The organism is Rhodococcus sp. NPDC057529 (assembly GCF_042802055.1).
Classification (GTDB): Bacteria; Actinomycetota; Actinomycetes; order Mycobacteriales; family Mycobacteriaceae; genus Rhodococcus_F.
Genome location: NZ_JBHVEY010000009.1, coordinates 197,992 through 215,825 on the forward strand (window position 1 = coordinate 197,992; position 17,834 = coordinate 215,825).

General features: G+C 69.5%; 19 protein-coding genes. 10 read left to right on the forward strand and 9 right to left on the reverse strand.

Features of this window, described 5'->3' with window-relative positions:
• Position 1: 1 nt before the first annotated feature.
• The gene (locus tag ACFU5V_RS19690) at positions 2-1,561 is read left to right on the forward strand and encodes a tripartite tricarboxylate transporter permease (RefSeq protein WP_378431018.1); all 1,560 of its coding nucleotides are present in this window, start codon (positions 2-4) and stop codon (positions 1,559-1,561) included.
• Entirely contained in the window at positions 1,558-1,950 is a 393-nt protein-coding gene (locus tag ACFU5V_RS19695) for a universal stress protein (RefSeq protein WP_378431019.1), read from the forward strand. The genes ACFU5V_RS19690 and ACFU5V_RS19695 overlap by 4 nt, the downstream gene beginning before the upstream one ends.
• Positions 1,951-2,006: 56 nt before the next feature.
• Here ACFU5V_RS19695 and yaaA read toward each other — a convergent pair whose 3' ends face one another.
• A complete protein-coding gene (yaaA, locus tag ACFU5V_RS19700; protein ID WP_378701327.1) occupies positions 2,007-2,750 on the reverse strand; it encodes a peroxide stress protein YaaA in 744 nt (247 codons plus the stop codon).
• A 56-nt stretch (positions 2,751-2,806) separates the two neighbouring features.
• Between yaaA and ACFU5V_RS19705 the strand changes: the two genes are divergently transcribed.
• The 5 genes from ACFU5V_RS19705 (at position 2,807) to ACFU5V_RS19725 (ending at position 8,660) form a co-directional block, all read left to right on the forward strand.
• Complete coding sequence (locus ACFU5V_RS19705; protein ID WP_378431020.1) at positions 2,807-4,552, forward strand: proline--tRNA ligase; 1,746 nt, start codon at positions 2,807-2,809, stop codon at positions 4,550-4,552.
• Positions 4,553-4,620: 68 nt separating this feature from the next.
• Positions 4,621-6,351, forward strand: a complete 1,731-nt coding sequence (locus ACFU5V_RS19710; protein ID WP_378431022.1) for an acyl-CoA dehydrogenase family protein — start codon at positions 4,621-4,623, stop codon at positions 6,349-6,351.
• A gap of 135 nt (positions 6,352-6,486) precedes the next feature.
• Positions 6,487-6,900, forward strand: a complete 414-nt coding sequence (locus ACFU5V_RS19715) for a hypothetical protein (protein ID WP_174705457.1) — start codon at positions 6,487-6,489, stop codon at positions 6,898-6,900.
• 124 nt (positions 6,901-7,024) lie between these two features.
• A complete protein-coding gene (locus ACFU5V_RS19720) occupies positions 7,025-7,324 on the forward strand; it encodes a hypothetical protein (protein ID WP_378431023.1) in 300 nt (99 codons plus the stop codon).
• A gap of 373 nt (positions 7,325-7,697) precedes the next feature.
• The gene (locus tag ACFU5V_RS19725) at positions 7,698-8,660 is read left to right on the forward strand and encodes an alpha/beta fold hydrolase (RefSeq protein ID WP_378701329.1); all 963 of its coding nucleotides are present in this window, start codon (positions 7,698-7,700) and stop codon (positions 8,658-8,660) included.
• Here ACFU5V_RS19725 and ACFU5V_RS19730 read toward each other — a convergent pair whose 3' ends face one another.
• Together ACFU5V_RS19730 and ACFU5V_RS19735 are read right to left on the reverse strand one after the other, a co-directional pair.
• A complete protein-coding gene (locus ACFU5V_RS19730; RefSeq protein WP_072937866.1) occupies positions 8,661-9,308 on the reverse strand; it encodes an FHA domain-containing protein in 648 nt (215 codons plus the stop codon).
• A 57-nt stretch (positions 9,309-9,365) separates the two neighbouring features.
• Positions 9,366-9,965 carry a TetR/AcrR family transcriptional regulator gene (locus tag ACFU5V_RS19735; protein ID WP_072937867.1) on the reverse strand — a complete coding sequence of 200 codons (600 nt, stop codon included), beginning with the start codon at positions 9,963-9,965 and terminating at the stop codon, positions 9,366-9,368.
• Positions 9,966-10,066: 101 nt separating this feature from the next.
• On the opposite strand from ACFU5V_RS19735, the gene ACFU5V_RS19740 reads away from it, so the two are divergent.
• The gene (locus ACFU5V_RS19740; RefSeq protein ID WP_378701331.1) at positions 10,067-11,512 is read left to right on the forward strand and encodes an MFS transporter; all 1,446 of its coding nucleotides are present in this window, start codon (positions 10,067-10,069) and stop codon (positions 11,510-11,512) included.
• A 20-nt stretch (positions 11,513-11,532) separates the two neighbouring features.
• Here ACFU5V_RS19740 and ACFU5V_RS19745 read toward each other — a convergent pair whose 3' ends face one another.
• Together ACFU5V_RS19745 and ACFU5V_RS19750 are read right to left on the reverse strand one after the other, a co-directional pair.
• Positions 11,533-12,201 carry a response regulator gene (locus tag ACFU5V_RS19745; RefSeq protein ID WP_378701334.1) on the reverse strand — a complete coding sequence of 223 codons (669 nt, stop codon included), beginning with the start codon at positions 12,199-12,201 and terminating at the stop codon, positions 11,533-11,535.
• Positions 12,198-13,412 carry a sensor histidine kinase gene (locus ACFU5V_RS19750; protein WP_378701336.1) on the reverse strand — a complete coding sequence of 405 codons (1,215 nt, stop codon included), beginning with the start codon at positions 13,410-13,412 and terminating at the stop codon, positions 12,198-12,200. The genes ACFU5V_RS19745 and ACFU5V_RS19750 overlap by 4 nt, the downstream gene beginning before the upstream one ends.
• A gap of 73 nt (positions 13,413-13,485) precedes the next feature.
• Here ACFU5V_RS19750 and ACFU5V_RS19755 point away from each other — a divergent pair, with 73 nt between their 5' ends.
• Complete coding sequence (locus ACFU5V_RS19755; RefSeq protein WP_378431030.1) at positions 13,486-14,424, forward strand: ABC transporter ATP-binding protein; 939 nt, start codon at positions 13,486-13,488, stop codon at positions 14,422-14,424.
• Complete coding sequence (locus ACFU5V_RS19760) at positions 14,421-15,269, forward strand: ABC transporter permease subunit (RefSeq protein ID WP_378701338.1); 849 nt, start codon at positions 14,421-14,423, stop codon at positions 15,267-15,269. Before ACFU5V_RS19755 ends, ACFU5V_RS19760 begins: the two co-directional genes overlap by 4 nt.
• A gap of 10 nt (positions 15,270-15,279) precedes the next feature.
• Here ACFU5V_RS19760 and ACFU5V_RS19765 read toward each other — a convergent pair whose 3' ends face one another.
• The 4 genes from ACFU5V_RS19765 to ACFU5V_RS19780 form a co-directional block, all read right to left on the reverse strand.
• Positions 15,280-16,107: an SDR family NAD(P)-dependent oxidoreductase gene (locus ACFU5V_RS19765; RefSeq protein WP_378701340.1), complete on the reverse strand. Its 828-nt coding sequence runs from the start codon at positions 16,105-16,107 to the stop codon at positions 15,280-15,282.
• Positions 16,104-16,589 carry a nuclear transport factor 2 family protein gene (locus tag ACFU5V_RS19770; protein WP_378431033.1) on the reverse strand — a complete coding sequence of 162 codons (486 nt, stop codon included), beginning with the start codon at positions 16,587-16,589 and terminating at the stop codon, positions 16,104-16,106. Before ACFU5V_RS19770 ends, ACFU5V_RS19765 begins: the two co-directional genes overlap by 4 nt.
• Before the next feature lie 98 nt (positions 16,590-16,687).
• On the reverse strand, positions 16,688-17,131 hold the full coding sequence (locus ACFU5V_RS19775; protein ID WP_378701342.1) for a ferritin-like domain-containing protein: 444 nt from the start codon (positions 17,129-17,131) through the stop codon (positions 16,688-16,690).
• The gene (locus ACFU5V_RS19780; RefSeq protein ID WP_378701344.1) at positions 17,128-17,655 is read right to left on the reverse strand and encodes a hypothetical protein; all 528 of its coding nucleotides are present in this window, start codon (positions 17,653-17,655) and stop codon (positions 17,128-17,130) included. The genes ACFU5V_RS19775 and ACFU5V_RS19780 overlap by 4 nt, the downstream gene beginning before the upstream one ends.
• Positions 17,656-17,834 lie beyond the last annotated feature (179 nt).

Here is a 17,834-nt window from a genome sequence, read left to right on the forward strand (position 1 = left end):
CATGGACAATCTGAACTGGCTGCTGCAGGGGTTCGAGCAGGCGGCCACCCCCATGAACCTGCTCTACGCCTGCATCGGCGTCCTGCTCGGCACGGCCGTCGGTGTGCTCCCGGGCATCGGACCGGCCATGACCGTCGCCCTGCTGCTGCCCGTCACCTACAACGTCAGCCCGAGCGCCGCGTTCATCATGTTCGCCGGCATCTACTACGGCGGAATGTACGGCGGGTCGACGACGTCGATCCTGCTGAACACGCCGGGTGAGTCGTCCTCGGTGATCACCGCGATCGAAGGCAACAAGATGGCGAGAGCGGGCAGGGCCGCGCAGGCCCTGGCGACCGCCGCGATCGGTTCCTTCGTCGCCGGGTCCATCGGCACGATGCTCCTGGTGCTCTTCGCGCCTGCCGTCTCGAGTTTCGCGGTCACCCTCGGTGCGCCGTCGTACCTCGCGATCATGCTGCTCGCCCTCGTCGCCGTCACGGCGGTCCTCGGAACTTCCAAACTCCGTGGGTGCATCTCCCTGCTACTCGGCCTCGCGATCGGGCTGGTCGGCATCGACTTCCTCACCGGCCAGCCGCGTGCCACGTTCGGCATCCCGCAGCTGTCGGACGGGATCGACATCGTCGTCGTCGCGGTCGCCGTGTTCGCGCTGGGGGAGGCACTCTGGGTCGCCGCGCACCTCCGCCGCACACCCGCCGAGGTCATCCCCGTCGGCAGGCCCTGGATGGGCAAGAGCGACTGGAAGCGTTCCTGGAAGCCGTGGCTGCGGGGCACCGCGTACGGGTTCCCGTTCGGTGCGCTGCCCGCGGGCGGCGCGGAACTCCCCACGTTCCTCTCCTACATCACCGAGAAGAAGCTGTCGAAGCACAAGGACGAATTCGGCAAGGGCGCCATCGAAGGTGTCGCAGGCCCGGAGGCCGCCAACAACGCGTCGGCGGCGGGCACGCTCGTGCCGATGCTGTCGCTGGGTCTGCCGACCAACGCCACGGCCGCGGTCATGCTGACGGCCTTCGTGTCGTACGGCATCCAGCCCGGACCGACCCTGTTCGAGAAGGAACCGCTGCTGATCTGGACGCTGATCGCCAGCCTGTTCATCGGTAACTTCCTGCTGCTGGTGCTCAACCTTCCGCTCGCGCCGCTGTGGGCGAAGCTGCTTCGCACCCCGCGCCCCTACCTGTACGCGGGCATTTTGTTCTTCGCCGCCCTGGGCGCGTTCGCCGTCAACCTGCAATGGCTCGACCTGGCGCTGCTGCTGACGTTCGGGTTGCTGGGTCTGATGATGCGAAGGTTCGGGTTGCCGGTGCTGCCGTTGATCATCGGCGTCATCCTCGGGCCGCGCATCGAACGGCAACTGCGGCAGAGCCTGCAACTCGGCGGCGGCGACTGGGGCAGCCTGTTCACCGAGCCCGTCGCGATCATCGTCTACATCGTGATCGCCGTGCTCCTCATCGCACCGCTCGTCGCCAAGGTCGTCCGCGCGCACTACCCCGTCGCGGCACCCGATTTCCCCGACGGACCGGCCGGCGGCGACGCCACCGACACCAGAGAGAAGGCACACGCATGATCGTCGTCGGATACACCCCCGACCAGTTCGGAGGGGCGGCCCTCGAACACGGCGTCGCCGAGGCGCAGCTGCGCGGAACGTCGCTGCTCGTGATCAACTCGTCGAAGGGCGACTCCCTCGCCGATCAGTCGTTCGCCGACAACGCGCACCTGCAGGAACTCGAAGGCAAACTGGCGGCGAGCGGGATCGACCACGAGGTCCGGCAGATCGTCGGGGACGACACCGTCGACGTGATCCTCGAGGCGATGACGGCGCCGAACGCGGAACTGCTCGTGATCGGCATCCGCGACCGCACCCCCGTCGGGAAGCTGCTGATGGGAAGCACCGCCCAGCGGCTGCTGCTGTCCTGCCGCAAACCGGTCCTCGCCGTCAAGCCCGACGAGCGCTGACGCACCCGTGAGTACTTCTTAACCGCCCGCGGTTGAGAAGTACTCACGGGTGGCGGTCAGTCGGTGAGGATGATCAGCTCGCGGTCCGACGCCACCTCGACGCGCAGTCCGGCCTTCGCCGCCACCCGCGCCACCCCGCGAACGTCCTGGGGTTCGGCGCGGGACACGGTGAGCGCCCGGGCCAGCAGACCCTTGTGGTGTTTGTTGAAATGGCTGACGACGCTGCGGGTGCCGTCCGGCTTCTCGGTGAGGACGGTGGCGATCACCGCCTCGGGGATCGGTCCGAGCTGCTGGTACGTCCCCGACCGCAGGTCGACGACGAGACCGTCCGCCTCGGCGGTGATCGCCCGGGACAGTTCCGGCTTCCACAACGCCCGGAGGGTGCTCAGCCCGGGAAGCTTCGACCCGCCCGACAGCCGGTAGGCGGGGATCAGGTCGCCGGCGCGCACCGCACCGAACAGTGCGGACCCCATCGCGAGCCGGGACAGCGCCTTGGATTTCTGCGCCCTGGTGAACGACTTCGCGTCGAGCGCGTCGAACAGCACACCCGTGTAGCGCTCGAGTGCGGGCCGGGTGGGGGAGACCCACAATTTGGCGTTGCGCTCGATCTCGTCGGCCTGCGTGGGGCCCAGGCCGAGCGCGAGCTGCGACGCCTCCCCGTCCGCGGCCAGTGTGACCAGCGACTGGACCAGCATTTCACGGGTTTCGGTGAGCTGCGGCATGGACAGCTCGGCCAGGTCGAGGGGCGCGTCGGCGCCGCCGTCGGACTTGGTTTCGGAGGGAGGAAGTAGCACCAGCACGCACGAAACCCTACCGACGCGCCCGGCCTCGTCCCAGCCGACTATTCTGGTATCCCGTGATTACCCGCCTGTCCCACCTGTTCCTCCGCACGCTGCGCGACGACCCCGCCGACGCCGAGGTCCCCAGCCACAAGCTGCTGGTCCGCGCCGGTTACGTGCGTCGAATCGCGCCCGGCGTCTACTCGTGGCTGCCGCTGGGTCTGCGCGTGCTGCGCGAGGTCGAGCGGGTGGTGCGGGAAGAGATGAACGGCATCGGTGCGCAGGAGATCTCCCTGCCCGCACTCCTCCCGCGGGAACCGTACGAGGCGTCCAACCGCTGGACCGAGTACGGCGACGGACTGTTCCGCCTGAAGGACCGCAAGGGCGGCGACTACCTGCTCGGGCCCACCCACGAGGAACTGTTCGCGCTCACCGTCAAGGGCGAATACAACTCGTACAAGGATTTCCCGGTCACCCTGTACCAGGTGCAGACCAAGTACCGCGACGAGGAGCGTCCGCGGGCCGGCATCCTCCGCGGCCGCGAGTTCGTCATGAAGGATTCGTACTCCTTCGACCTCACCGACGACGGCCTCACCGAGTCGTACCAGGCGCACCGCGACGCCTACGAGCGGATCTTCGCCCGGCTCGGCGTCAAGTACGTGATCGTGTCGGCGACGTCCGGTGCGATGGGCGGCAGCGCGTCGGAGGAGTTCCTCGCGGAGAGCGAGATCGGTGAGGACACGTACGTCCGCTGCCTCGAGTCCGGCTACGCCGCCAACGTGGAGGCTGTGAAGACGCTCGCTCCCGAGCCCATTCCGTTCGACGGACTGCCCGCCGCGAAGGTGTACGACACGCCGGACACCCCGACGATCGCGACGCTCGTCGCGTGGGCCAACGACGCCGACCTGGGCCGGACCGTCACCGCCGCGGACACGCTGAAGAACCTCCTCGTCAAGGTCCGGCAGCCCGGCGGGAAGTGGGAACTGCTCGCCATCGGTGTCCCCGGCGACCGCGAGGTCGACGACAAGCGTCTCGGCGCCTCGCTCGAGCCCGCCGAGTTCGAACTGCTCACCGAAGCGGACTTCGAGGCCAACCCGTTCCTGGTCAAGGGGTACGTCGGACCGAAGGCGCTGCAGGCCAACGGCGTCCGGTACCTCGTCGATCCGCGCATCGTCGACGGCACCAGCTGGATCACCGGAGCCGACGAGAAGGGCAAGCACGTGGTCGGGCTCGTCGCGGGCCGCGACTTCGTCCCGGACGGCACCATCGAGGCCGCCGAGGTCCGCGGCGGCGACCCGTCACCCGACGGCGCCGGTGAACTCGTCGCGGCGCGGGGCATCGAGATCGGTCACGTCTTCCAGCTGGGTCGCAAGTACACCGACGTGTTCTCCGTGGACGTGCTCGGCGAGAACGGCAAGCCCGTCCGGCCCACGATGGGGTCCTACGGCGTCGGCGTCTCCCGTCTCGTCGCGGTGATCGCGGAACAGCACCACGACGAGAAGGGCCTGCGCTGGCCGGCCGAGGTGTCGCCCGCCGACGTGCACGTGGTGATCGCCAACAAGGACGACACCGCCCGGGAAGGCGCCGAGGGGCTCGCCGCCGACCTCGACAAGGCCGGTCTCGAGGTCATCCTCGACGACCGCAAGGCGTCGCCGGGCGTGAAGTTCAAGGACTCCGAACTGCTCGGTGTCCCGCTGGTCGTGGTCGTCGGCCGCGGCTGGGGCGAGGGCAAGGTGGAGGTGCGGGACCGCTTCACCGGCGAGAGCCGCGAGGTGGCCGCGGAGTCCGCGCTGAGCGAGATCGTCAAGACCGTCAGGGGCTGATCAAACCGCCCCACGCCTTTCGCCCGGACTGTTAGCTTGGCCTGACACGTCCGGACGAAAGGCCTGCTGTGACGAACTCCCTGCTGTTCGATCCGAACTCCTACGATCCCGAGCATTTCGATCCGGAGACGCGCAGACTGCTGCGGGCGCTGATCGAGTGGTTCGAGTCGCGGGGTAAGAAACGGCTCATCGAGGACGATCTCGAGGCGGTCTGGCCCGAGGACTTCCTGGAGTTCGTGAAACGGGAGAAGCTGTTCGCCACGTTCCTCACGCCTGCCGAGTCGGCGGGCGGCGATCCGGGCAAACGCTGGGATGCCGCACGCAACGCCGCGCTCAGTGAGATCTTCGGGTTCTACGGGCTGGCGTACTGGTACGCGTGGCAGGTGACGGTTCTGGGTCTCGGCCCCATCTGGATGAGCGGGAACCGGGCTGCGAAGGATCGCGCCGCGAGGCTCCTCGACGACGGTGGGGTGCTGGCGTTCGGTCTGTCGGAGCGCGAGCACGGTGCGGACGTCTACTCGACGGACATGCTGCTGACCCCTGCCGAGGGTGACCCGGATCTCGCGTTCACCGCGAGCGGCGACAAGTACTACATCGGCAACGGCAACGTCGCGGGCATGGTGTCGGTGTTCGGCAGGCGCACCGATGTCGAGGGCAGCGACGGCTACGTCTTCTTCGTCGCGGACAGCCGCCACCCGGCGTACCACCTGCAGGGCAACGTGGTGCACGGCCAGATGTACGTCAGCACGTTCCGGCTCGAGGACTACCCGGTCCGGGAAGAGGACATCCTGCACACCGGGGTCGCCGCGTTCGAGGCCGCGCTGAACACGGTCAACGTCGGCAAGTTCAACCTGTGCACGGGTTCTATCGGTATCTCCGAGCATGCGTTCTACGAGTCGATCACCCACGCGCGCAACAGGATTCTGTACGGAAACCCCGTCACCGATTTCCCGCATGTGCGCGGAAACTTCGTCGACGCCTACAGCAGGCTGGTCGCGATGAAGCTGTTCAGCGCCCGCTCCGTCGACTACTTCCGCAGCGCCGGTCTCGACGACCGCCGGTACCTGCTGTTCAACCCGATGACGAAGGCGAAGGTCACCTCCGAGGGGGAGAAGGTGATCGCGCTCCTGCACGACGTGATCGCGGCGAAGGGCTACGAGAAGAACACCTACTTCCGGGAGGCCGCCCAGCTGATCGGCACCCTGCCGAAGCTCGAGGGCACCGTGCACGTCAACGTCGGCCTCATCCTGAAGTTCATGCCGAACTACCTGCTCAACCCGGCGGAGTACCCGGAGGTCGGCACCCGGCTCGACGCCGCCGACGACGCCTTCTTCTGGGCGCAGGGACCGACCCGTGGTGCGGGCAAGATCCGGTTCCACGACTGGACGACGGTGTACGAGGCGCATTCGGACGTCCCGAACGTGGCCCGGTTCCACGAGCAGGCGACGGCGTTGCGGGAACTGCTCACCACCGCCCCGCCCGACGCCGACCAGCAGAAGGACCTCGACTTCCTGCTCGACCTCGGGCACCTGTTCTCGCTCGTGGTGTACGGGCACCTGATTCTCGAGCAGGCCGGCATCGCCGGCATCGACCGCGACCTGATCGACCAGATCTTCGACTTCCAGATTCGCGACTTCTCTCGTTATGCCGTTGCGCTGCACGGTAAATCGTCCGCCACGGAGGCTCAGCAGCAGTGGGCGCTCGGCGCGATCCGCCGGCCCGTCGTGGACGCGGAACGATTCTCGCGGGTGTGGGCGCAGGTGGAAGGGTACGACGGGGCGTACGAAATGCGCCCGTAGTCCCGGCTCCACGGGGTGGGGCGGCGTCATCCCTCGGGGTGCCGCTTGCGCCCCCTGGGGTATCTGTCCGGGTGGGCGCTCTCAGCGCATTCTTATGTGGCAAGCAAAACCCCACCCCCACAGAAAGATCCACACATGGCACACACCTTCAAGCGCACCCTCTCCGCTCTCGCGATCGCGGGCTTCGCCCTCACGGCCGGAGCGGGAATCGCCTCCGCCGATCCGGGTGGCAACGGCGGCACGGCACCGGGCGGCACCTCGCAGGGTGGCAACGGCGGCACGTCTCAGGGCGGTGCCGGCGGCAACGGCGGCAACGGCTCCGGTGGAAACGTCGTGCTGGGCGGTCCGGTGATCGGCAGCCCGGGCACCACGACCGGTCCCCAGAACGCCGGCAACGGTGGCAACGGAGGAAACGGCGGGAACGCCGGGGATGCCAATGGAGGCAATGCCGGGGATGCGAACGGCGGCTCCGCGAACGGAGGCGCGGGTGCCGGTGACACGACCACCACGGACAACACCCAGAACTGCGGGTTCGTCTTCTGCTTCTGACCGAGTCGTGATCGCTCGATCTCACTGAACGCCGAGGGGTCGACACCGTCAGGTGCCGGCCCCTCGGCGCCATGCCCGTACCGCCCACCCCGCCCCCTGTCACGCACTTCGAAAGGTTCTTCCCATGTCGACGTCCTTCGGCTTCTCCACTGTCCTCACACGCACGGGTGCCACCGTCGCGGCCGCGTTCTTCGTCCTCGCGGCGGGCTCAGGCATCGCGTCGGCGGCGCCGGACGCCCCGTCCGACGATCCCTCCGTGAGCACCCTTGCTCCCGGACCGAACGCACAGGGCGGCAACGTCGACATCGGCGGCCCGCACGTCGGGCCGATCGCCGTCGACGGAATCAAGGCCGGGCCCGGTGGAACGAGCGTCGGCGGCCACGACTTCGGCGGCCAGGGCGGTCCGGGCCTTCCCTGGGGGTGACGGGTTCCCCACCCCGGGGTGCCTGGTGGTGCCCGTCCGGACACCGCATCCTGAAACGGCAGCAGAGAACACCCTCCAGTCGCGGGCGACCCGGACCGGTTGCTTCGTCGCGGCGGGGACCCCGGAATCGGAACTCACGAGGGGACGAATCCGGGGTCCTTCCGCGCCGGCACTGCATGCGGATGCCTCCTCGCCGAGGGGGATGACCGGCATGCCCGTGTCCACCCACCCCAGGGGTGGAATGCGCGACACCTCCGGGTGCGGTGGCCACCACTGGGGGTCCTGGTTGGTGCAGACGGTGCGCGGCAGAGTAGGGGACAAGCAAGGACGTAACGCTTCACCAGCCGCGAGCGAAGAAACCGAGGAGGCCATCATGACGAACACCCCGGTTGCACATGAGCACGAAGGTCGTCGCCTCACGGTCAGGACCGACGACGGGGTCCCGCTCGCGGTTCGCGAGTTCGGTTCGCCCGACGCGGCCACCACGGTGGTGTTCGTCCACGGTCACTGCCTGCGCACCGAATCCTGGTGGGCGCTGCGCGAACAGCTGGTCCGCTTCTGGCGCAACGATGTTCGCATGGTCTTCTACGATCACCGGGGGCACGGTGAGTCGGGGGAGGCGCCGGCCGCCACCTACACGATCGATCAGCTCGGCCGCGACCTCGGTTCCGTGCTCGACGCCGTCGCACCGCACGGCCCGGTCGTCCTCGTCGGGCACTCGATGGGCGGGATGACCGCGCTGTCCTACACCCGGCAGAACCCGCACACCATCGGTTCGCGGATCGTGGGCATGGCCCTGATCTCCACCGCGGCGTGCGATCTCGCCGAGGCCGGCCTCGGCCGGCACCTGCGCAGCCCCGCGGTGTCGCTGTTCCGCACCGCGGTGCGTCGCGCGCCGCGGGTCGTGCACGGATCGAAGCGGGTAGGCCGCACCGTCTGCACGGCGATCGCTCGCGCGGCAGGCGCCCGCAACCGGGTCGTCGACCCCCGCCTGGCCGCACTGGTCGCGGCGATGGCCAACACCACGTCTGTCGTCACCATGTCGAGCTTCCTGGAATCCCTGCTCGGGTTCGACGAGCGGCACTCCCTCGCCGCGCTCGCGCACATCCCGTCGCTGATCCTGTGCGGCTCGGTGGACATGCTCACCCCGCTCCAGCATTCGGTCGCGATGGCCTCGAAGCTCCCCGCTTCGGAACTCGTGAGCGTCGACGGGGCGGGTCACTCGGTGATCCTCGAGCGTGCGGCCGACGTCGCGCTCGCCATCATCGGACTCGTCGAGCGGATCGCCCACGGTGAGACGGCCGCGCACGACCGCGAGCTGATGGCCGCGTGCTGATCAGAGATCGCGCTCGTTGATGATGCCGCTGCGCATGGCCCGCTCGGCCAGGCTGACCCGCTTCTGATTCTGCGGAAGATCGCCGACGCCGAATTTCGCGAACAATGCGCGCAGATGCGTCTTGATCGCGTCGACGCTGAGGAACAACTCCTGCGCGATCTGCTGGTTCGACGCGGGATTCGCGAACGCGGCGCCGTGCTTGTACGGCCGGCACAGCGCCGTGAGGACCGCTCGCTGGGTGTCGGTCAGGGACCGGACGTCGGGCATGTCGGTCCCCATCCGGGTGGCCTCGTCGAGGGCGCCGCCGAATTCGAGGTACCGGATCTTGGTTCCGCCGATGCGGATGCTGTCGCCCTGCCGGAGCCGGCGCCGGCCGGCGAGCCGCTCGCCGTTGACGAACGTGCCGTTACGCGAGAGTCCGTCGTCGAGGATGGTCCAGTGCGAGCCGACGCATTCGAGCACGGCGTGGAGGCGCGAGACCTCGTCGTCCTCCGTGAGGAGTAGATCGGAGCCGGGCGACCGTCCGATCGTGACGCGCGCGGAAGTGGGGGAGAGGTCCACGGTGTGGTGGTGACCCTCCCTGTCGGAATAGCTCAGTCGAGACTCAACGGCTCGGTCCACGGCTACACCCCTTCCGCACGCTTCCATCGTGCCCCGCCGTGTGTCCGATGAGCAAGATCAAGAGCGGAAATCGCCGATCACGGATCAGTTCTCGGAGCTCGCGGCGTCCAGGGTGTTCCCGAACGCGCACACGGCGAGTTCCTCGAGCGCCGGATCCTGCCCGGCATGTTCGGGCACCTGCATGGCGAGCAGGGTGTTGAGCAGCATTCCGTTGGCGATGAAGGTGCGGGCCCGTTCGGGGCTGCAGCCGGTGCGCGTACGGATCTGTGTGTAGAGCCGGGACATCCAGTCGCGCGCCAGTGCGCCGATCTCCGGGTTCGCGCCGGACGTGAAGCCGTGCATCATCACCAGCAGGAGGTCGCGGTCCTCGAGCAGTTCGGTGTACGCGACGCCCATCGGGAGCCACGATTCGTCGTTCTCGGGGTCGGCGGCGACACCGTCGAACCAGGGCTCGAAGGTCTCGAGGATCCGGGACATCGCGCGGTCGAAGACGTCGGCGAACAGCCGCGATTTCGAACCGAACATGCGGACCACGTACGGCTGCGACACCCCCGCCTCGCGTGCGACGGCGTCGGTGCTGGTGCCGTGATAGCCGTCCCTGGCGAACGCGCGGGAGGCGGCCGCCAGTACGAGTTCACGCCGTTCCGTCGCGCTCATGCGGGTCTGTTTCACGGGCGAGGCCATGTTGACATGTTATCAGTTGATTACTAGTCTCCGAAATAAGTAATCATCTGATGCTTACAACTTCTGCTTCCTCAACCCCGACTCGGATGTGAGGTCCCGTCATGACGACACTCTCCGAACGCCTCGACCACGAGTCGGCGGCGCCGCCCCCGGGGCATCGCCGCGGCCGGACGGTGCCGGTGTGGCTGGCGATCACCGCCGCCTCGATCCCGATGTTCATGGCCACGCTCGACAACCTCGTGATGACCAGCGCCCTGCCGGTGATCCAACGCGACCTGAGTGCGTCGGTGGGGCAGCTGCAGTGGTTCATGAACGCCTACACGCTGGCCTTCGCGACCTTGATGCTGACGCTGTCGGCGCTCGGCGACCGGCTCGGGCGCCGGCGTGTATTCCTCTGGGGCATAGTGCTCTTCGCGCTGGCGTCGATCGCCTCGGCGCTGTCGACCACCTCCGAGATGCTGATCGCGGCGCGGGCCGTCCAGGGCGTCGGCGCGGCCGCGATCATGCCGCTCTCGCTCACCCTGTTCGCCGGGGCCGTGCCGCTCGCGGCGCGGGCCCTCGCCATCGGGATCTGGGGCGGCGTCTCGGGGCTCGGAATCGCTCTCGGCCCGGTGATCGGCGGCGCCGTCGTCGACGGGGTGTCGTGGCAGGCCGTGTTCTGGATCAACGTTCCCGTCGCCGCGGTCGCGATCCCGTTGGCGCTCTACGCGCTCGGCGAGTCGAAGGGGAAGCGGCAACCGCTGGATCCGCTCGGCGTCGTATTGGCCGGGGCCGCGGTGTTCCTCGGAGTCTGGGGCATCGTGCACGGCAACGACGACGGCTGGACCAGTGCCACGGTTCTCGGTGCCCTCGTCGCAGCGGGGGTGCTACTCGCGGCGTTCGTGGTGCGCGAGTTGCGCACACCGTTTCCCGTGATGCCGCTGCGGTTGTTCCGGTCCCGTCAGTTCTTCTTGGCCAACGTGATCGGGCTGACGTTCACGCTGGGAATGATGGGTGCCGTCTTCCTCCTGTCGCAGTACCTCCAGATCGTCATGGGATATTCCCCGTTCGAGGCCGGCCTGAGAACGCTGCCGTGGACGGCGGCACCGATGGTGGTGGCGCCGATCGCGGGGTTGCTCGCGCCTCGGCTGGGCGTCCGGACCCTCCTCGTCACCGGACTGGTGCTGCAGGGACTGTCACTGCTCTGGATGGCGTCGCTCATCGTCCCCGGCGCCACCTACGGCAGCATGGTTCCGGCGTTCGTGATGGCCGGTGCGGGAATGGGTCTGACGTTCGCCCCCAACGCGACGGCCGTCCTCGCCGACATGCCCGAGGCCGACCACGGCACGGCCAGTTCGACCAACGCGACGCTCCGGGAGATCGGAGTCGCGCTGGGGATCGCGCTGCTGACCGCGGTGTTCCTCGGTGCGGGCGGCAGCCTCACGCCGACCGGGTACATCGACGCCCTCGCGCCGGCTCTGTACGTGGGAGCCGGATCCGTGGCGGTCGCGGTCGCCGCCGCCGCCCTGATGCCGGGACGGTCGAAGGCGGTCCTGGCGTCGACCTGAGCGGGCAGGACCGGTCGTCGTCAGTCCTGCCAGCCCGGCCGGACCAGGCCCCACTCGTACGCCAGGACCACCAGTTGTGTGCGGTCCCGGGCGCCGAGTTTCAGCAGGATCCGGCTGACGTGCGTGCGGGCGGTGGCCGGGCTCAGGAACAGCCGCGAGCCGATCTCGGCGTTGGTGAGACCCTCGGCGATCAGGATCATCACCTCGCGTTCACGATCGGTGAGGCCGTCGAGGCGGCTGGAGTGGGGTGGCTGTTTGGCATGGGTCGCGAACTCCGCGACCAGTTTCCGCGTCACGGACGGCGACAGCAGCGCATCCCCGTCGGCCACCACACGGACCGCCCGCACCAGTTCGGCGGGTTCGGTGTGCTTGACCAGGAAACCCGTCGCCCCCGCGCGCATGGCCTCGAAGACGTACTCGTCGAGTTCGAACGTGGTGAGCACCACCACCCGCACACCGGACAGCGCGGGATCGGCGGCGATCCGCCGGGTCGCTTCCAGTCCGTCGAGCACCGGCATCCGGATGTCCATGAGGACGACGTCGGGAACCAGAGTCCGGGTCAGGCTCACCGCCTGCTCACCGTTCTCGGCCTGACCGGCCACGGTGATGTCCGGCTGGGCGTCGAGCAGGGCGGCGAAACCCGCCCGCACGAGGGCCTGGTCGTCGGCGACGAGGACGCGAATCGTCATGCCCGGCCCGCCGTGTCGTGGGCGAGGGGGAGTGTCGCCTGCACCCGGAAGCCGCCACCAGGTCCGCTCCCGGCGGTCAGCTCACCGCCGAGGGCGCGGGCGCGTTCCCGCATGCCGGGGATGCCGTTTCCGCCGCCACCGGACGGCGCGCCGTCCGGGCCCCGGCCGTCGTCGTCGATCCGGACGCGGACGGATTCGGGCGAGTACGTCACCGTGACGTCGGCGGACGAGCCGCCGGAGTGGCGGGCCACGTTGGTCAGCGACTCCTGCACGATGCGCGCCGCAGCGACGTCGACCACGGCAGGCAACGGCCGCGGCGTGCCCTCGACGACCGTGGTGACCGCGAGACCCGCGGCACGGGCACGCTCGACCACGCCGTCCAGGTCCACGATCCCGGCGGTCGGCGCGGTGGGCGGGCCGTCGCCGCCGCGCAGTGACGTCAGCAGTGTGTGGACGTCGCCGATCGCGTCGCGGCTCGCGATCTTGATCGCGGCCAGCGCCTCCTGTGACTGTTCGGGTCTGCTGTCCCACAGCTCGAGTGCGACCGAGGCCTGCACGTTGATGAGCGAAAGGCTGTGTGCCAGAACATCGTGCAGCTCGCGGGCGATCGCGAGCCGCTCCTCGCTGGCCCGCCGGCGCTGCTCGTCCAGGGTGCTGCGGTGCGCCGCCTCGGCGCGTTGCCTGCGGGCGTCGAGCGTCCCGCGTCGCTGACGGATGATCTCGGCGGCGGCGAGGAGCACCAGCAGCCAGGCCGCGATGCCGGTGAGAGCGAGGAGCGACGGAGTCTCGGCGGCCGAGACGGCGGGCACGGCGAAGACGATCAGCACGTAACCGACCGCGAGGGCCGGATACGTGTGCCAGCGCGACCCGGCCGTCGCCGCGCCGAGAAACGCGACCACGAGCGACAGGAACACCGGGCCGTACCCGTAACTCCTTCCGACGTACAGGACCGTGACGGCGAGAACGACGAGCAGGACCGTGACCGGCGACCGTCGCCGGAAGAGCAGCGCGAGCGGACCGCACACCAGCAACACGAAGCCCGCCGCGTCCAGCGGCGTCGCCCACGACTGGTTGTGGTTGGCGCCGACACTGCCGACGACCTGCACGATTGCGACGCCCAGGACGATCAGGACGTCCCGCGGGGTGATCGACGTGTCCCTCCGGTCGGTGTGCACCACCCGAACGTAGACCCGATCCGTCGACGCTGTCATCGTCCGCGGCACGTACGCGAGAAGACGCGCGCAGGCGGATGTGCGCGCCGTCCGCGGGGCCGAGGCTGGAACCATGACTTCCGACATCGTGGTCACCGACAGGTTGACCAAACGCTACGGCGAACACACGGCGGTCGCTGCCGTCAGCCTGACCGTGCGGGCGGGCGAGGTGTACGGGTTCCTCGGACCGAACGGCGCAGGCAAGACCACCACACTGCGCATGCTCACGGGCCTCGTCCGGCCGACCTCCGGGACCGCGACCCTCTTCGGGCGCGCACCCGGTGACGGCGGGGTGGCGGCGCGCACCGGTGTGCTGATCGAAGGCCCCGGATTCTTCCCCTACCTGTCCGGGCGCGACAACCTGCGGGTACTGAGCAGATACCGCCGGCTGCCGGACGACGCGGTGGAATCCGCGCTGCACCGGGTGGGTCTGCGCGATCGCGGGCACGACCGGTTCCGCACCTACTCGCTCGGGATGAAGCAGCGCCTCGGTGTCGCGGCCGCACTCCTCGGCGACCCCGACCTGCTGATCCTCGACGAACCCACCAACGGTCTCGACCCGGCGGGGATGGCCGAGATGCGGGAACTGATAGTCGAACTCGCCGATTCCGGGCATTCCGTGATGCTGTCCAGCCACATGCTCAGCGAGGTGCAGGAGATCTGCGATCGCGTCGGCGTGATCTCACGCGGGGAGCTGGTCGCGCAGTCCACCGTCGCCGAACTGCGCGGCGGCACCAGCCTGCTGGTGCGCGCCGATCCGCGGGAACGGGCCGCGGCGGTCCTCGCGGAACTGCTGGGGCGCGACGTCGTCGACACGGTGGGTGACGCGCTCGCCGTCGCCGTGTCGCCGGAACTGGCCCCGAAGGTGGCCCGTGTTCTCGTCGACGCGGGAATCGACCTGCACGAGTTGTCGCGGCGGGAGCGGTCGCTCGAGGACGTCTTCTTCGCGATGACGTCCGACAGCAGTCACGGCGACCGCACGGCGAGCAACGAACCGAGGAGAATGTCATGAATGCAGTGATCGCCAGTACGCGAGCCGAGCTTCTCCGACTGCGGAAGTGGCCGTCGATGTGGGTGCTGCTCGCCGCGTGGATCGTGCTGAACCTGGTCTTCGTCTATCTGTTCAACTACATCACCTATGCGACCGGCGGCACCACCGACATGGCGTCGTCGGCGCCCCCGGACGTGCTGCTCGCGCAGATGCTGCCCTCGGCGGTGCCCCAGGTGTTCACCCAGGGCATGGCCATGTTCGGGGGTGCGCTGATGCTCATCCTCGGCGCGCTCACCATCGGCAGCGGCTACGGGTGGGGGACATGGAAGACCGTGTTCACCCAGGGCCCTTCGCGATCGGCCGCACTCGCCGGAACACTCCTCGCGCTGCTGACCGTGGTGATCGGACTCGTCCTCACCGTGGCGGCCGTCGACGTCGGGGTGGCCACCGTCGTCGCCACGGTCGAATCGGAGCCGGCGAATCTGCCTGCCGCCTCGGCGATGCTGAAGGCCCTCGCCTCCGGGATGCTCATCCTCGCCATGTGGACCGCGGCGGGTGTCCTCGTCGGCGCCCTCGCGCGGGGGCCCGCGTTGTCCGTCGGTCTCGGCCTCGTGTGGGTGCTGGTGGTCGAGAACCTGCTCCGCGGAGTCGCTGCCGTCCTCGACCCCGTGTCGGTGGTGACGGACTTCCTCCCCGGCACCGCCGCGGGCTCGCTGGCCGGCTCGCCGCGCGACTTCGGCGGCGACACCACCCCGGGAGTCCTGAACATCCTCGACGGCGGCACGTCGGTGCTCGTCCTGGCCGGCTACGTCGCCGCGTTCGCGGCAGGCACGATCTGGCTCGTCCGCTGTCGCGACGTGACCTGACGGCCACGGCTCAGAACAGGGGACCGCCGCCGAACGGTCCCCGGTGCGACGGCGGGGTGCGGCCCTGCGTGTCGGTGATGCCGTACTCGACGGCCAGCTCCGCCGTCACGAACGTGTGGCCGCTGCGGTCGGGCAGGGTGGGGTCCGCGGTGAGGGCGCTGATCACCTCGCCGACGAACTCGGGAGACTCGGCGTCCGCCACGGGAAAGCCGGCGATGGTCTCCATCCCGCTGGCGACGATCATCTCCGTGCGCACGATGCCCGGCCACAGCGAGACCGCGCGGACGTCGTGCGGAGCCAGCTCCGCCGCCATGTCGCTGGCCATCTTGTCCAACCCGGCCTTGGACATGCCGTAGAGCACCGAGTGCAGATGTCCCCGGGTCCCGAACGACGAGATGTTCGCGATCAACCCGGACCGCCGGGGCACCATCAACCGGGCTGCCTCCACCGACGCGACGTAATGGGCGCGCAGTCCGACGCCGATCAGCGAGTCCCAGTCGCCGAGGGGCCGTTCCCAGAACGGTGTGCTGAACCCGCCGAATCCCGCGGGGGCGGCCCACACGTTGTTGACCAGCAGGTCGAGTCGGCCTGACTGCTCGTCCGAGATCCGGGCGAACAGGGCGTGCACCTCCTCGTCGACGCGGTGATCGCACGCCACCGCGATGCCGCTGCCCCCGGCGTCGCTGACCGCTCGCGCGGACGCCGACAACGGGCTGTCCGCGGTGACCGGGCCGCGTCCGGTGACGTAGACGGTCCACCCGGCGGCTCCCAGCGCGGTCGCGACGCCCTTGCCGACGCCGCGGCTTCCCCCGGTGACCAGAGCTACCCGCGCGGTCACCGGACGACCACCGTGTCCTCGGTGAGCGGCCGGGTGATCGACCATCGAGTGGTGAAGTGGCATCGCGACATTCGCCATTCACCGTCCTCGAAGCGGTAGGCGTCGTCGTACTCGCCGGCGGACACGGTCTCCGTCCGCTTCAGCAGATCGACCTGGCGGAACTGCAGCGTCCACGTACCGGTCGCCTCGGTGTCGCTGTGCAGCACGATGTCCGGATGGAAGCCGTGGTGCATGTCCAGGATCACGTGCTCGCCGTCCACCTCGTGGAGCGCGATGCTGCGGAAGACGTCCGTGAGCCGGTCGGCGTCGTCGAACCGGCCGAGGGGGCCGAAGTCGACGGACGCCCCGGACGCGACGAAGCAGGCACGGAACGCGTCCGGATCCTTGCCGTCGCACGCTCGCCAGTAGCGGTACTTGAGGGCCTTGATCGCGGTCACCCGCTCCAGGTCCGCCACACGCTGCTCCACCGAGCGTTCGTCCACGCCGCCGTCCTCCCGTTGCCGTTCAGTGTGTCGGAAGAGACGCTAAGCCGGGAGCGCGCCGGGTGGGGGCACGATCCCGGTGGGCGGGAACCTGCGTGTCAGGGTTGGCCGGGAAACGGGTCGACCACCGGATCGGTTCCGAGGGCCACGCGCCAGGTGGCCTCCCGGACGGCGGCGTCGGTCAGCGCGGTCACGCCGAGCGTGCGGGTGTCCGCCGTCTCGCCGTGCTCGACGACCGCCCGCCACGCGACCGCGGTGTCCGCCTCGACCTGGGCCGCGAGCTGCGCGGCGGTGATGGGGTCGGCGACCGGGAACGGCAACGTGTAGCCCGCTTCGGCGGCCGGGGCCGTCAGACCCGCCGCGGTCAGCGTGTCCAGGAGTTCGTCCCGGCGGGCCCGGTGGGCCGCGGCGGCGGTGGCCACCTGCTCCGCCCGCGTGGGATTCGAGAAGGCGGCGACCACCCCGTAGGCGAACACCGCGGAATGCTCGGCGGCCAGCGCGTCGCCGAGGCTCGTGCTCTCGGCTTCGGTGGGTGTCGTCACGGCAGCACCACCGCCAGGTACGTTCCGCACGCGGCGCTGATCGACGCGCACAGTCCGGCGCGGTACGCGGTCAGCGCGCGGGCCGAGTCGGCCGCACTGCGCTGGGACTCGGCCAGGTCGGCCCGCAACTGCTCGAGACCGGGCGGAGGCGCGGGTGCAGTCGGTGTCGCCGACGGGGGAGCGGACGTGGTCGGCGCGGTGCCGTCCGGGTACGTTCCTGCGGCCCTGGCAATTTCGGCGTCCAGCGCGTCGGCGTGCGCGGTGCGCTGGGCGCGGACCAGTTCGAGTGCCGCGCCGCGGTCGGGGAGCAGCGCGATGGTCGCCGCCGCGCCCGCGGCGTCGCGACGTGCCAGACGCGACTGCGCGACCAGTGAATCGACCTCGGTGTCGGCGTCCTCGCCGTCGGCGCACCCCGCCAGCAGGGGGACGCTCGCGATGCCGAACGCGGAGGCGGCTGCGAACCGGAGAGCGGTGCGCCGGGACACGGCCGGACCGGATGTCGGGGGCCGGGAGACGGTGGGCATGAGCACCGGTCCATGGTGCCAGGTCGGGCCGCGATCCCGGGAATCGAGCACCGGGGCTGGTCACGGGCGCCTCGAATCGGCGTTACTCTTAGATGCTCGAACCCGTCCCGGCGGGTTCGAGGTGCTGCCCTGTGCGGCACGGTGACCTGCAGACCACGACACACGACGAGCGACAACTG